The sequence below is a fragment of the Streptomyces sp. NPDC048417 genome, assembly GCF_040651615.1.
Lineage (GTDB): Bacteria > Actinomycetota > Actinomycetes > Streptomycetales > Streptomycetaceae > Streptomyces.
On the sequence record NZ_JBEZKI010000029.1, the window covers coordinates 148,293 to 162,555 of the forward strand.

Sequence of the window (14,263 nt, forward strand, 5' to 3'; positions counted from 1 at the left end):
CGATCACATCCGGGCTCACCGCACGCGGAAGACCGGCCCACGGGGAGTGAACGGCAGGCGACGGCCGTCGGGCACGAGGTACGCGTGCTCGCGCCGCACCCGCAGGACGTCGCACCAGCCGTCGGTGATCACCAGGACCGGCGCGTTCGGCGGGAAGTCGTCCGCGCGCTGCAACAGGTCGATCCCGGGCTGGAGGACGGTGCCGCCGCGGCCGTGCACCCGGACCCGCCCGGCGATCTCGGTCGTCGGCAGGTACCCGGCGTCGTGCGGGGCCGCGTCGCAGAACACGACACGGGCCGCCGGTACGTCCCGGGCCTCGGCGTAGGAGGCGATCGCGCCCAGGGCCTTGCCGAGCAGGGTGCGGTCCATGGAGCCGGAGGTGTCCAGGACCACGCCGAAGGTGCAGCGGGCGACCTCCTCGGGCGGGAAGTACCGGCCGGCGCGCGGGATGTCCGGGGTGGACGACTGCCGGCGGGAGGGCCGGGCGTACGACCGGACGGCTTCCGGCCGGGGCACGAACTCGTCGAACCAGCGAGCGAGCTGAGCGTCCCAGGGCAGCGGCGGATGGCTGAGCGCGCGGATCTCCTCGACCAGGCCGCCGGGCAGGAATCCGCGGTCCTGCGTCTGGTGCAGGTCGAGACCCTGGCCGAGGCCCCGGCGGTAGAACTCGTCGAGGTCGACGCAGGCGCCGGGCGGCCCGAGCGGCGCGCCCAGGACATCGCCGCGTCCCTTGCCGCGCAGGGTGGCCAGGCGCCGCATCCGGCGCAGGTCGACGGCGATCCGGTCGTACACCTCCTCCGCCGACAGGTCCTTCAGCTCCGGGTCGTGCAGCAGCCCTTCGGGCATGGTGCCGACGCGCATCTCGACCAGCCAGCCGTTGATCACGTAGTCGCAGGCGACGTTGAAGAGGTAGGGGTCGCGGCCGCCGAGGCGGTCGCCGTGGCGCAGGGCGGCATGCAGCATCTCGTGGGCGAGGACGAACCGCCACTCCTCGTCGTCCAGGGTGCGCAGCGGGTTCACGTAGATCTCGCCGGCCTCCGGGTTGACGGCGGCGATCGCGATGTCGTGGGCGCGGGCCAGCTCGGCGTCGGCGACCAGCTTGATGCCGGCCGCGATCCCGCCGAGCAGCGGATAGGAGGAGACGAACCAGCTGAGCGCCTGTTCCCAGGGGCGCAGCGGGGTCGGCGGCCCGGTCATGGAGGTGCGGCGTCCGCCGGCCAGGTCCATCGCCCGGGACATGGTCCGGGTCAGCGCGTGCGCGAACCCGACCTGCCAGTCGGGGACTTGGCCGGCCCACTGGTCCCAGGGCAGGAGGAGCTGGTCGGGCTCGCCGCCGCTGGTGCCGCCGCGCTCGTAGGCGGCCGGGACGCTGCCGGCCCGGCGCCAGCCGGCGGCCAGCCGGTCCTCGTCACCTTCCGGATAGGACGCGGGCAGGTGGTCCGGTGCCTCGCCGACCGGGAAGGTCCCCAGGAAACGGTTGACGACGGTGCACCGGGCGGCGAGGTCGTAGTGGTCGGGCTCGGGGCGCGGCCCGGTGGCGGCGGGCAGGTGACCGAAGCCGAGATGGATCGTGCAGTGAGCCAACGCCCAGGCCCACTCGGCCGGTTCGGCGCGCCGGGTGGCGTGGGCGTGCAGGACTCCGTTGGAATCGGCTCGAACCAGCCCTTCGTGGGGCGCCAGTTCACACTTCTCGTGCCGACAGAGGGTGAACTCGACCGCTCGCAGCGCCGGGTTGGCGCGCAGCAGCTCGACCCCGGCCGCGAAGTCCTCCGCCGCGGGGTCCTTCTTCTGTTCCTTCTTCTGGTCCTTACGGCCGCTGCGGCTCATCGTCGGGCTTCCACCAGCCGGGGCATGTCCCGGGCGGCCTCGATCAGGAACCAGGAGGGCAGCACGGGGTTGCCCTCGGGGTCGGAGGCGATGACGGTCTGGGCGACCTCGACGGAGATCTCGGCGAGCTGCACGAGCAGCGACTTGGCGCGGTACGCGGTCTGCCGGCCGTTCGCCGACATGTGTTCCTTGGCAGCGGGCAGCTCCTTGACCAGCCGCCCGCGGAACGACTCGGCGAGGTAGTACAGCAGGTCCCGGTCCTCGATCCGGTGCGGCCAGCCGGCGTCGCCCTTGAGGATCGCCTCGATGCCGAACCGGCTGCGCACGATCTTGACGTATCCGCAGAAGGCGGTGGCGTGGGCCGGGGTGAGCGTGCCGTGCGCGAGGACCTTCAGGGTCTCCTCGTCGAGGTCGCGCCCGAAGGAGTGCAGGGCGTCGGAGAGCATGTGCCAGGAGCGCGGGGTGGAGAACGGCTCCTCGGTCTTCGGCGGCTTGGACCACAGATGGTCGGGACGGTCGGTGAGGTGGTCCAGGATCCAGGGGTGGATGCCGTCGCCCGCGGCCCAGGCGAGCCAGTCGTGCGCGGAGGCCGCCAGGTGGACGTGGGCCAGCCGGTTGACCAGCGCGGAGGCGATGGGCCGGGCGAGGGCGTTGTCGGTGGCCCGGTTGCCGGCGCCGATCACGATCGACCCCTTGGGCAGCTCGTAGTTCCCGATCCGGCGATCCAGGATCAGCGAGTAGAACGCCTTCTGCACATCCGGGGTGGCCGCGTTCAGCTCGTCGAGGAAGAGGCAGTACGGCTCGTCGCGGGCGATCGCCTCGGGCGGGCAGAACACCGACCGCCCGTCACGGATCTGGGGAACGCCGATCAGGTCCTCGGGCGCGAGCTGCGTACCGAGCAGACTCACACACTCCAGCCCCAGCGACTCGGCGAACGCCCGCACCAGCGAGGACTTCCCGATCCCGGGCGCCCCCCAGATGAACACCGGCCGCACGGTGGCGAGGCCGAGGAGAAGCTCGGGGAGACGGGCGGGGGTGACGGTGACGGCAGCCTGCAAGAAGCGGCTCCTTCGGGGATGTTCGAGCGATGTGCGACTCGAACAGTGTGAGCCGGGGCCGAGAGGAACGCAGCTGATTTTCCGCCGGACGGCTTGAGGCGCCCCTCAAGGGGCGCGGGGCTGTGTCAATGTGCGGCTCCGCCGCGCGGGCGCGACCAGCCCCCACGCACCCGCACCCGAACTACGCGGCCCTCTCCTCGCCGGCAGGCAACGGCACCTGCGGCCCGTCCGTCTCCCGAAGCCACCGCCGCAGCACCCCGTGCACGGCCTCCGCCCCCACCAGCTCCTCGCCCTCCGCCACCGCCGCGGAAACGCAGACCGGCGACAACAGGAACGGCCTGCCCTGCGCGCCCCCCAGCCCCCCGTGCGACCCGATCTGCTCCTCGAACGCGAGGACGTCGCCGCCCTCCGGGTCGTACGACGAGTTCACCATGATGTCGGCGGTGTGCGGGAACGAGTGCGTGCGCCGGACGGCGTCCGCCGCGCCCGCCCCGAAGACGGCCAGCGGCCCCGGATGCCCGTCGAGCCGGTCCAGCGGTATCTCCGCGCCGTACGCCCCCAGCACCACCCCGCCGTGCTCCTCGCTGCGCACCAGCAGGAACCCGATGCCGGGGTGGTTGGCGAGGGTGGTGAGCAGGGCGGGGTACCGGGCGTCTATCTCCTCCTTGGTCATGCGGTGCGGCACGTCCGGGAACGCGACCAGGCCGAGGTTGCCGGAGGCGAGCACGACCGGTTCCGAACGCCGGGTGGGCCGGTGCCTCTCGCCACCCTCCTCGACGGGCCTGCGCAGGGCCGCGCGGACGGCGGCCCGGGCCTCGGCCCCGCTGTGGGTGCGCTCGGCCCGGCGCGGCACATGCAGCCCGCAGCCGGCCCGGACCAGGTCGCCGAGGGTGAGTCCGTACCGGGAGTGGAAGGTCTCGCCGGGACTCTGCCCGTGGTCGGAGAGGACGACGATCCGGTACTGCCGCGGGGCGTGCTCGGCGACCTTCTCGATCAGTGCCAGGGCGCGGTCCAGGCGTTGCAGCACCTTCTCGGCGTCGCGGCTGTGCGGCCCCGAGTGGTGGGCGACCTCGTCGTAGGCGACGAGGTCGGCGTAGACGGCGGTGCGGCCGGCCAGCAGATCGCCCATGACCGCGGCGACGACGACGTCCCGTTCGACGACGGTGGCGAAGGCGCGGACGAAGGGATAGAGGCCGCCGCGCCCCACGCGGGGCCGCTGCTTGCGCATCCGGGCCGCCGTCGACTGGCCGATCTCGCGGCCGACCTCGGCGAAGAAGGAGAGCGCGGTGCGGACGGCGTTGGCCGGGTCGGAGAAGTAGGCGAAGTAGCCGGCGCGGGAACGGTTCTCCCGGCCTCGGCGCCGGGTGGCTATGGACAGCACGAGGGCCTGTTCGTCGGCGCCGCCGCTGAAGAGGTTGCCGCGGCTGGCGCCGTCCAGGGTGAGCAGTCCCCCGTCGGCGGTGCGCTCGACGGCACGGCGCTGGAGTTCGGCGGCGCTGGTCGGGCGGTTGCAGACCATCACCTCCCGGCTGTCCTTCTCGTACCAGCGGAAGGCCGGGACGTCGAAGGTGGAGCCGTGCAGGATGCCCAGCTGGCTGGCGCCGGTCTGGCTGGACCAGTCGGTGCGCCAGAGGGTGAGCCGGTGGGTGGCGTCCAGCCAGGCGGCGACCGTGGGCATCAGGCCCTTGGCGACGGCGGCGGTGAGGACGTCGTGGCCGACGCCGTCGAGCTGGAGGAAGACGGTGCCGGGGGTGGCCGGGCAGGGCGGGCGGGAGCCGCTGCGGCGGGTGGCGAGACGGGAGAGCCGGCTCCGGTAGGCGTCGTCGTCGCGGACGGCGAGGGCACCGCCGGTGGTGGAGGCGACGGCGGACATCACGGCGGCCACGATCACGGCGGTCTCCGGGGCGGCCTCGCTCTGCCCCGAGGGGTTGATGCGCAGGGCGACGAGCAGGAGGGAGCCGTTGAGGAAGAAGACCAGCAGGCCGAGGACGAGGGCCGGCACCAGCAGCAGGAGTCGTACGAGCAGGGGCCATACGACGGCCGACAGGACACCGAAGGCGCCGGCGCCGAGGGCCGCGGTCACGGCGATTCGGGTGGCGCTGTCACCGTCGGCGGACTGGAGCTGGAAGTCGGGCAGGATCCCGGCGAGGACCAGCATGGTCACGGTGGACACCGCCCACACCACGACGCTCCGTCCGACCTGACTGACGACCCGCCGCCACCGCACGCCCCACCGACCTCACGTCCGCGACCCGCGTCCACCGCGGGTCTGCTGCCGCCAACACTGTCACACGGCCACGGACGCGAGCGGGCTCACCTCCCGTCGTACCCCGCCGTCGGCATCGACAGCCTCCGGTGGACCCGCGCCTTCATCTGGGCGTCGTAACAGGGCTCGGCCCGCCCCACCGTCTCCACCCGCACCCCGCGTCTCGCGCACTCCGCCGTGAAGTCCTCGACCGACGACAGCGCGCTCTCCAGCACCCGTCTGCTCGGTGCGACGAAGACGTCGAGGCCGGGCCGGACACCCGCCCACAGGGCGCTGTGGTCGTGCCGCAGCCCGCGGACCAGGAGTTCCCGGGCGATGACGTACCCGTGCTCCACGGCCCAGCGCGCGCACATCGCGTGCTGGCTGCGGGAGTCGACCAGGAAGGGGTCGATCTCCAGTTCCTCCAGGGGCGTCAGACTCGCGATGGCGGTCACCCGCACCGGCGCGAGCCCGCGGTAGGCACCCCGCACCTGTCCCATGGCGTCCCCCCTCACCTCCGGGTTTCGCCGCCGACCCTACTCCTGCACGTAGGCTTCGGGGAGTCGCGCGAAGGAGGCAAAGAGGTGCCGGTGGAGATCACCTGGTGGGGTCACGCCACCTGCACGATCGAGGATTCGGGCGTACGACTGCTGACCGATCCTCTGTTCGCACGCAGGCTCGCGCACCTGCGCCGCCGCCGGGGCGCCCCGCCGCCGCCCGAGGCCCGTCGTGCGGACCTCGCGCTCGTCTCCCACCTGCACGCCGACCACCTGCACGTCCCCTCGCTGGCCGGGCTCCCCCCGGGCACGCGCCTGCTTGTGCCCCGGGGCGCACCACGGGCGGTGCCCACGCTCCGTCGGCTCCGGCAGCTGCGGATCACCGAGGTCGGTGTCGGGGACGAGATATCCGTCGGCCCGCTCGTCGTACGAGTCGTGCCCGCACGTCACGACGGGCGCCGGCTGCCGGTCGGCCCGCACCGCTCCCCCGCCCTCGGATATGTCGTCGAGGGTGCGGCACGGACGTACTTCGCCGGGGACACCGGGCTGTTCGACGAGATGGCCGAGGCCGTCGGGCCGGTGGACGTGGCCCTGCTGCCGGTCGGCGGGTGGGGGCCCCACCTCGGAGAAGGGCATCTCGACGCCGGGCGGGCGGCGCGGGCGCTGGCCCGGCTGGCGCCGCGCAGCGCGGTGCCGGTGCACTACGGGACGTACTGGCCGATCGGTATGGACGGGGTGCGCCCGCACGAGTTCCACGCGCCGGGCGAGGAGTTCGTGCGCCTCGCGGCGGAGTACGCGCCGCAGGTGGCGGTGCACAAGCTCGGTCACGGGGAGAGTGTGCGGCTGGAGGTCGCACGGTGAGACTGCTGGTGGCGGTGGCGGCCGCCGGTGCGACGGCGGCCACCTCGTCGACCTCGTCGACCGAGTCCGCGCAGCAGGCGATCGGCTATCCGACGCTGTTTCTGCTGGTGCTGATCGGGGCGCTGGTGCCGGTGGTGCCGACGGGGGCGCTGGTCAGTTCGGCGGCGGTGGTGGCCTTTCACCAGACGGCGCCGTTCGCGCTGGCGCTGGTGCTGGTGACGGCGTCGCTGGCCGCCTTCCTGGGGGACGCGGCGCTGTACTGGCTGGGACGGCGCGGGATGAGGTCGAAGAACGGGTCGCGGTGGCTGGCGGCGATCCGGGCGCGGGCGCCGGAGGACCGGCTGGAGCAGGCGCAGGAGAAGTTGGCCGAGCACGGGGTGATGGTGCTGGTGCTGTCGCGCCTGGTGCCGGCGGGGCGGATACCGGTGATGCTGGCCTGTCTGCTGGCGGAGTGGCCGTTGCGGCGGTTCGCGCGGGGGAACGCGCCGGCCTGTGTGGCGTGGGCCGCGACCTATCAGTTGATCGGGATTCTGGGCGGGTCGTTGTTCCCGGAGCCGTGGGAGGGGGTTGTGCTGGCGGTCGCGCTGACCGTGGTGATCAGCGCGATGCCGGGTGTGTGGAGGCGGGTTCGTTCTGCCGGGTGACGGTACGTTGCGGAACGCGGGCGGGTGGGTGCTGGTCGCGCCCACGCGGCGGTGGCCGCACATCGATACAGGCCCGCGCCCCTGACGGGCGCCCCTGTTACCGAGCGCTGTCGAGCGAAGTCCGCTCCACAACCCTCGATCCCCCCACCGGCAGATCCCACAGGTTCTCCCGGTCCAGCCCCGCCTTCTCCCACGCCGCCCGTACCCGCCGCAACGGCTCCAGCACCGGCTCTGCCGACAGGATGAACGTGGCCCAGTGCATGGGGGCCATCCGCCGCGCCCCCAGGTCGGCCGTCGCCCGAACCGCCTCCTCCGGGTCGAGGTGGACGTCGCTCAGCCACCAGCGGGGGTCGTAGGCGCCGATGGGCATCAGGGCGAGGTCGATGCCCGGGTAGCGGCCGCCGATGCGGGAGAACCAGTGGCCGTAACCCGTGTCACCGGCGAAGTAGACGCGCTGCCCGTCGGCGGCGGTGAGGACCCAGCCGCCCCAGAGGCTGTGACAGGTGTCGGTGAGGGTGCGCTTGGACCAGTGGTGGGCGGGGACGAAGTCGAAACGGACGCCGGGCAGTTCCGCCGCCTCCCACCAGTCCAACTCGGTGACGGTGGTGAAGCGGCGGCGCCGGAACCAGCGGCCGAGGCCGGCCGGTGCGAACACCGGGGTGTCGCGCGGGAGGCGGCGCAGGGTGGGGGCGTCCAGGTGGTCGTAGTGGTTGTGGCTGATGACGACCGCGTCGACGCGCGGCAGGGTCTCCCAGTCGACGCCGACCGGGGTGACCCGGGCCGGGGTGCCGATGATGCGCCGGGACCAGACGGGGTCGGTGAGGACGGTCAGGCCGCCGATCCGGACGACCCAACTGGCGTGCCCCGCCCAGGTGACGGCGACCGTGTCGGTGTCGACGCGGGGCAGCGGGCCCGGCTCGTAGGGCAGCAGGGGGATGTCGGCGAGGCCCTCGCGCCCGGGGCGGACGGAGCCCTCGCGCGCGAAGCGGGCCATGGCCTTGAGGTCGGGCAGGGGTGCGGTCAGGCGGTCGTGGAAGGTCCGCGGCCAGACCCGGAGTTCGCCCAGCGGGCGGGGTTCGGCGAGTGGCGGGCACGGAGGCGCGTAGGAAGTCGGAGCGGTGGGGGTGGGGGCGGTGACGGTGGGTGTGGTGACGGTGGGGGTGGTGGCGTCCCGGGTCGTCGTGGCAGTCGGGTCGGCAGTCGTCGCGGGGGCAGTCGTCGTGGTGGACCCTGACTCATGCGTCTGCTGCGTCATCGAGGAGGCTCCCATCGCTGAGCGTCGTCGCGGAGATCGTCGAGTACCGACCTCAAGGACATCAACGCGCGTTGCACGTGTGGCAGTTCCAACGGTGCGGGGGACGTGAGGCATTCCAGGCGTTCCTCGTCGGTGCCGCCCAGCAGCGGCCCGGTGGCGAGCCGGACGCGCAGGGCCTGGAGGTCGTCGCCGAAGCGGTGGCCGCCGGGCGCGGGCATGCCGAGCCGGGCGGTGAGGAAGTCCTCCAACTCCTGTGCGTCGCCGACCCCCTGGGCGCCGAGCGCGGCGCGCAGCGGTTCCAGGTCGGCGTACAGGTGACGGCCGGCCTGCGGAGGCCGGGCCAGGCCGCCTCCGGCGACCACCGCGGTGTGCACGGCGGCGGCCACGCGCGCGTGCAGGCGTACGGCGTCCGCCCGGCGGGTGGTGACGGGCTCGGGCTCGTCGAGCGCGTGGGCGGCGGCGACCGCGACCGGCCCGGCGAGGCGGGCGCCGAGCGCGGTGAGGACGTCGAGCACGCGCGCGTGCAGGGCCGAAGCGGCGTCGCCCTCGGGGAACCGGGCGACCGCGGCGGGCCAGCCGGCCGGCAGCAGGGCGCCGGCCAGGTCGCTGACGACGGTGACCCGGTCCGGGAGCATCTCGGCGGGGCTGAGCAGCACGGTGGCGTGCGGCGCGTGCAGGGTGTCGCGCCAGGTCTCGTCGCTGACCAGGTGGAGTCCCTCGCCGGTGGCCGCCTCGACGGTCTCGTGCAGCAGTTCGGGCGGGGCGACGGTGGCGGTCGGGTCGTCGGCGACGGAGAGCACCAGCAGCCGGGGGTCGCCGCCCTCGTCCCGGACCCGGCGCACGGTCTCCAGCAGCGCGTAGGGGTCGGGCACGCCCCCGGACTCGGCCGGGGTGGCCACGTGGAAGACGGGCCGGCCGAGGAGCCGGGCGTACGGCGCCCACCAGGCGGCGCAGGGGCGCGGTACCAGGACGTCACCGCCGAGCGCGGCGGTGAGCGCCACCAGGAGGGCGGGGGCGCCGGGGCCCGCGGTCACCCGGCCGGGCGTGGCGGGCAGCCCACGGCGCTCCCAGTAGCCGCGGGCCGCGTCGAGCAGCGCCGGACCGCCGCCGACGGGCTCCTCCCCGCCCCGGCTCGCGGCGGCGGCCAGCACAGTGGAGAGTTCGGGCAGGACGGGCAGCCCGTCGTCGGGCAGCGCCGGCCCGTACCGGACGGGTCCGTGGCCCCGCGCGGGCGTGTCCCGGAGCGGCCTCTGACCCTCGGGATCCGTCCGCCGCATGTCCGCCTCCGCGCAGTCCGTGGTGCCGTGTGCCGTCCGGTCCGGGCCGTGCGCTCCGTCGGGTGGTGATGCGTACGGTGCCGGAGTGTTCGCCCTGGGGTTACCCGGTGGCGGCCGTCTCATCCGTGCGCGCGGGACCTCCCGCCGGCCAGCCGGTACACCGCGCCGCCGCACGCGGCCGCGATCAGCATGCCGCCCGCGACCAGTGCGGGAACCGAGTCCGTGAAGGCGCCGCCCGCCCCGGCCTCCACGCCGTGCTCGACGGTCGGCGGATCACAGGAGGTGTCACCGCCGCGCGGCTGGTCACACGCGTGGTCGTCCGCGCAGGAACCGGACGAGCCGGAGAAGCCGGCTCCGCCGGAACCCGAGGAGCCGAAGGAATGGGAGGAACCGGAGGGGGCACACTCGTGTCCGCCCTCGCCGCACGCCTTCTGCCCCGCGGAACAGGGCCGCTCGCCGTCACCCCCGGTCGCCGTGCCGCCCCCGACGTCCCCCCGAGAACCCGTGGCATCGTCACCCCGCCCGCCTGTGCCTGCGTCGCCCCGCCCGGCCGTGCCGTCGTCGTCTCCCCAAGTGCCCGTACCGGTGTCGCTCCGCGCGCCCGTGCCGGTGTCACCCTGAGGCCCCGTGCCGGTGTCGCCCCAAGGAGCCGTGGCATCGTCGCCGTGCGGGACCGCGCCGTCGTCCTCCCGAGAGAGCGTGCCGTCATCCCCGTGAGGCACCCCGCCGTCACCACCGGGCACCGCGCCGCCGTCACCATGAGGCACCCCGGTGTCACCACCGGGCACCGCGCCGCCGTCACCATGAGGCACCCCGCCGTCACCACCGGGCACCGCGCCGCCGTCACCATGAGGCACCCCGCCGTCACCACCGGGCACCGCGCCGCCGTCACCGTGAGGGACCCCGCTGTCCCCGCCCGGGACCGCGCCGGCGCCGGCCGGGGGAACGGGACTCCCCCCACTCCCGACAGCGCTCCCCCCGCTCCTGGTGACCGTGAAGGGCGTGTTCCGGGGCGGCCCCTGCACCCCGCCCGCCGCCGGGCAGGTCCCGTCGGTCGTCCCGCAGGTCACAGAGGGGGTGGCGCCGGGACGCGCAGCGCCGGGGCTCGCCTCGGCGGCGGGGCTCGCTTCGACGGCGGGGCCGGCCACGGCTGCCGTACCGGCGAGGCCGAACGCGGCACCCGCCAGGACGGCGACGGACAGGGCCCGAGCGGTACGGCGCATGGGGTGGCTCCTCGGAACGTACGACTCCGGGGACACGCGGCTGGTGCCCCCGCAGCCATCACAGCCCGCCCCACGCCGTGCCGCGCGCGGCCGACCCCCATTCGCGGGACACGCCCGCCCTTTCGGGTGACGGGCCGGTTCCGGCGTGTCGGCCCCGTGTCGCCGGGTACGCGTCCCGCACCCCTGAAGTACCTGGAGGGAGATATGCAGCGAGGTAGTGACCGGCTGAGCGTGCGCCGGGACGACGAGATGAAGCACGAGCTGCGCGAACTGCTCAGGTCCGGGCATCCGACACGCACCGAGGACTGGACCGACCCCGAGCCGCCCGCCGAGGACGATCCGGAGATGTACCGCGCCCCGATGCTGTCGTGGACCAGCGGGCGGCCGTCGTCGGCGACCGTACGGCAGGAGCTGGCCCGGTCCCTGACCCGGCACGACTTCCCGGCCCAGCCGAGTGAACTGGTACGCGCGCTGCGCCGCGGCAACGCCCCGGACGCCCTGGTCCGGCAGGTGTCCCGGTTGCCGCGTTCGACGCGCTACCGCAACCTGCTGGCACTGGCCGAGGCCGTGGTCGGCGGGGAGTGACCCGGGACACCGGCCAGGAAGCCGAGGAAGCCGAGAGAGCAAGGAGTGGACATCATGCGTGTCGCATTTCTGACCGCGCCCGAGGGCGTCGAGCAGGTGGAGCTGACCGAGCCGTGGAAGGCGGTCTCCGACGCCGGGCACGAGCCGGTACTGGTGTCGACGGAGCCGGGGCGAATCCAGGGCTTCGACCATCTTGACAAGGCGGACACGTTCCCCGTGGACGAGGTGGTCGGCGACGCCTCCGCGGACTCGTTCGGGGCGCTGGTGCTGCCCGGCGGGGTCGCCAATCCGGACTTTCTGCGGATGGACGAGAAAGCCGTGGCGTTCGTGAAGGGCTTCTTCGAGGCGGGCCGGCCGGTCGCGGCGATCTGTCACGCGCCCTGGACGCTGATCGAGGCCGATGTGGTGCGTGGCCGGACCCTGACATCCTGGCCGAGCCTGCGGACCGACCTCCGCAACGCCGGCGGCACCTGGGTCGACGAGCAGGTCCAGGTCTGCGGGGCCGGTCCCAACACGCTGGTCACCAGCCGTAAGCCGGACGACCTCAAGGCCTTCTGCGAGGCCTTCCTCGACGCGCTGCGCGAGGCTTGAGCCCGAGCAGGGCGCCGGATCTCAGCTGGCGGAGGCGCGCGGTGTCGCCGTCTCCGCGCAGCTGCGCTCCCTGGCGCCCTCCCTGGTGCGGCCGGCGGCGACGATGCGGCGCGGGTTGCGGCGCAGATACTCGCCCTCCAGCTGGGCCATGCGCTCGTTGTGGGCGCGCAGCGCGTCGTTGGAGCCGTACAGCAGGGTGTCGTGGCGCGTCCGGTGGATGGTCTCCAGCTCCTTCATGAGCTGCTGGTCGTCCAGTCGGCTGGGGTCTACTCCGGTCATGGTGGTACCCCGCTCGTCGTGTCCGTCCCGGCGGTCCGGATCCCTGCATCCACTGTACGAAGGTCCGGGCCGCCGGGCCTGTCTAGTGCTGCGACGGGAAAGGTTCACCGGTTCGCGACGCCCGGCAAACCTTTCCGGTCACAGCACTAGCGGGCCCGCTCCACCCGGCGCTCGTCCCACACCGGCTCCGGGGTCTCGCGGACCCGGCCGTCGGTGCCGAAGACCAGGTAGCGGTCGAAGGCGCGGGCGAACCAGCGGTCGTGGGTGACGGCGAGCACCGTGCCGTCGAAGGCCTCCAGCCCTTCCTGAAGGGCTTCGGCGGACTCCAGGTCGAGGTTGTCGGTCGGCTCGTCGAGCAGCAGCGCCGTTACACCCTGTAGCTCCAGCAAGAGGATCTGGAACCGGGCCTGCTGGCCGCCGGAGAGCCGCTCGAAGGTCTGTTCGGCCTGGTTGGTCAGCTCGTAACGGCGCAGCCGGGACATCGCGGCACCCCGGTCCTGGGAGTGTTCCGTCCACAGGATGTCGAGGAGGGTACGGCCCTGGAGCTCGGGGTGGGCGTGGGTCTGGGCGAAGTGCCCGGGTACCACCCGTGCGCCCAGCTTCCACTGTCCCGTGTGCGTCACCTCCTCCCCGGCCAGCAGCCGCAGGAAGTGCGACTTGCCGGAGCCGTTGGAGCCGAGGACGGCGACCCGCTCGCCGTAGAAGACCTCCAGGTCGAAGGGTTTCATCAGGCCGGTGAGTTCGAGTCCCGCGCAGGTGACGGCACGCACGCCGGTACGGCCGCCGCGCAGCCGCATCCTGATGTCCTGGTCGCGCGGCGGCTCCGGGGGCGGGCCGGCCTCCTCGAACTTGCGCAGCCGGGTCTGCGCGGCCGCGTACCGGGAGGCCATCTCGTGGGAGACAGCGGCGGCCTGACGGAGATTGAGCACCAGCTTCTTCAGCTGGGCGTGCTTCTCGTCCCAGCGGCGGCGCAGTTCCTCGAAGCGGGCGAAGCGTTCGCGCCGGGCGTCGTGGTAGGTGGCGAAGCCGCCGCCGTGCACCCAGGCGTCGGCGCCGGTCGGCGAGGGCTCCACGGAGACGATCTTCTCGGCGGCGCGGGCGAGGAGTTCCCGGTCGTGGGAGACGAACAGGACCGTCTTGCGGGTCTCCTTCAGCTGCGCCTCCAGCCAGCGCTTGCCGGGGACGTCGAGGTAGTTGTCCGGCTCGTCGAGCAGCAGCACCTCGTCGGTGCCGCGGAACAGGGCCTCCAGCACCAGCCGCTTCTGCTCGCCGCCGGAGAGGGTGCGCACCTGCCGCCACTGGGCCTTGTCGTACGGCACGCCGAGCGCGGCCATGGTGCACATGTCCCAGAGTGTCTCGTGCTCGTAGCCGCGGACCTCGGCCCAGTCGGCGAGTGCCTGCGCGTAGCGGAGCTGGGCGGCTTCGTCGTCGACGGTCATGATGCCGTGCTCGGCCCGGTCCACGGCCTGCGCGGCCTCCCGGATCCCGGGTGGCGCCACCGACACCAGCAGATCACGCACGGTGGTCTCGTCCCGTACGGAGCCGACGAACTGGCGCATCACGCCGAGGCCGCCGCTCGCGGTCACGGTGCCGCCGTGCGGCTTCAGCTCGCCGGAGATCAGCCGCAGCAGCGTGGTCTTACCGGCGCCGTTGGGGCCGACCAGCGCGACGGCGGCCCCCTCGCCGACCCGGAACGACACATCGCCGAGCAGGGCCCTCCCGTCGGGGAGGTAGTACTCGAGATGCGCGGCTTCCAGGTGTCCCATGGTCAGGGATTCTGCGCGGCACGGCTGAGATAGGGCAAACCGTTATCGGCCCGACGTCTTCGGCCGCGGGCGCGTAGTGGTTGCTCGCACGCGGCGGAACCGCATAGCGATACGGCCCCGCGCCCCCGCCTTGCCGGCGGGGGGGGGGGGCCCCG

13 protein-coding genes are annotated in these 14,263 nt (G+C 73.7%); 4 read left to right on the forward strand and 9 right to left on the reverse strand.

What is annotated here, in order from left to right:
* Positions 1-15: 15 nt before the first annotated feature.
* The 4 genes from AB0D59_RS37885 to AB0D59_RS37900 form a co-directional block, all read right to left on the reverse strand.
* Positions 16-1,827: a hypothetical protein gene (locus AB0D59_RS37885; RefSeq protein WP_362575354.1), complete on the reverse strand. Its 1,812-nt coding sequence runs from the start codon at positions 1,825-1,827 to the stop codon at positions 16-18.
* Positions 1,824-2,885: a MoxR family ATPase gene (locus tag AB0D59_RS37890; protein ID WP_362575356.1), complete on the reverse strand. Its 1,062-nt coding sequence runs from the start codon at positions 2,883-2,885 to the stop codon at positions 1,824-1,826. The genes AB0D59_RS37885 and AB0D59_RS37890 overlap by 4 nt, the downstream gene beginning before the upstream one ends.
* A 181-nt stretch (positions 2,886-3,066) precedes the next feature.
* Positions 3,067-5,067 carry an alkaline phosphatase family protein gene (locus AB0D59_RS37895; RefSeq protein WP_362575379.1) on the reverse strand — a complete coding sequence of 667 codons (2,001 nt, stop codon included), beginning with the start codon at positions 5,065-5,067 and terminating at the stop codon, positions 3,067-3,069.
* Positions 5,068-5,198: 131 nt separating this feature from the next.
* On the reverse strand, positions 5,199-5,630 hold the full coding sequence (locus AB0D59_RS37900) for a hypothetical protein (RefSeq protein ID WP_362575358.1): 432 nt from the start codon (positions 5,628-5,630) through the stop codon (positions 5,199-5,201).
* An 84-nt stretch (positions 5,631-5,714) separates the two neighbouring features.
* Between AB0D59_RS37900 and AB0D59_RS37905 the strand changes: the two genes are divergently transcribed.
* Both AB0D59_RS37905 and AB0D59_RS37910 read left to right on the forward strand, forming a co-directional pair.
* Complete coding sequence (locus tag AB0D59_RS37905) at positions 5,715-6,488, forward strand: MBL fold metallo-hydrolase (protein WP_362575360.1); 774 nt, start codon at positions 5,715-5,717, stop codon at positions 6,486-6,488.
* Positions 6,489-6,490: 2 nt separating this feature from the next.
* Positions 6,491-7,132, forward strand: coding sequence for a VTT domain-containing protein (locus tag AB0D59_RS37910; protein WP_362575381.1), 642 nt, complete (start codon positions 6,491-6,493; stop codon positions 7,130-7,132).
* A 97-nt stretch (positions 7,133-7,229) separates the two neighbouring features.
* Here AB0D59_RS37910 and AB0D59_RS37915 read toward each other — a convergent pair whose 3' ends face one another.
* The 3 genes from AB0D59_RS37915 to AB0D59_RS37925 form a co-directional block, all read right to left on the reverse strand.
* Positions 7,230-8,387: an MBL fold metallo-hydrolase gene (locus AB0D59_RS37915; protein ID WP_362575362.1), complete on the reverse strand. Its 1,158-nt coding sequence runs from the start codon at positions 8,385-8,387 to the stop codon at positions 7,230-7,232.
* Complete coding sequence (locus AB0D59_RS37920) at positions 8,384-9,664, reverse strand: aminotransferase class I/II-fold pyridoxal phosphate-dependent enzyme (RefSeq protein ID WP_362575364.1); 1,281 nt, start codon at positions 9,662-9,664, stop codon at positions 8,384-8,386. The genes AB0D59_RS37915 and AB0D59_RS37920 overlap by 4 nt, the downstream gene beginning before the upstream one ends.
* 119 nt (positions 9,665-9,783) lie before the next feature.
* Positions 9,784-10,887 carry a hypothetical protein gene (locus AB0D59_RS37925; protein ID WP_362575366.1) on the reverse strand — a complete coding sequence of 368 codons (1,104 nt, stop codon included), beginning with the start codon at positions 10,885-10,887 and terminating at the stop codon, positions 9,784-9,786.
* A 204-nt stretch (positions 10,888-11,091) separates the two neighbouring features.
* On the opposite strand from AB0D59_RS37925, the gene AB0D59_RS37930 reads away from it, so the two are divergent.
* Both AB0D59_RS37930 and AB0D59_RS37935 read left to right on the forward strand, forming a co-directional pair.
* On the forward strand, positions 11,092-11,472 hold the full coding sequence (locus AB0D59_RS37930; RefSeq protein WP_362575368.1) for a DUF2795 domain-containing protein: 381 nt from the start codon (positions 11,092-11,094) through the stop codon (positions 11,470-11,472).
* 54 nt (positions 11,473-11,526) lie between these two features.
* Positions 11,527-12,063 carry a type 1 glutamine amidotransferase domain-containing protein gene (locus tag AB0D59_RS37935; RefSeq protein ID WP_362575370.1) on the forward strand — a complete coding sequence of 179 codons (537 nt, stop codon included), beginning with the start codon at positions 11,527-11,529 and terminating at the stop codon, positions 12,061-12,063.
* 21 nt (positions 12,064-12,084) lie between these two features.
* Here AB0D59_RS37935 and AB0D59_RS37940 read toward each other — a convergent pair whose 3' ends face one another.
* Together AB0D59_RS37940 and AB0D59_RS37945 are read right to left on the reverse strand one after the other, a co-directional pair.
* Entirely contained in the window at positions 12,085-12,342 is a 258-nt protein-coding gene (locus tag AB0D59_RS37940; protein ID WP_360474837.1) for a DUF6158 family protein, read from the reverse strand.
* Positions 12,343-12,488: 146 nt separating this feature from the next.
* The gene (locus AB0D59_RS37945; RefSeq protein ID WP_362575372.1) at positions 12,489-14,108 is read right to left on the reverse strand and encodes an ATP-binding cassette domain-containing protein; all 1,620 of its coding nucleotides are present in this window, start codon (positions 14,106-14,108) and stop codon (positions 12,489-12,491) included.
* Between the last annotated feature and the right edge of the window lie 155 nt (positions 14,109-14,263).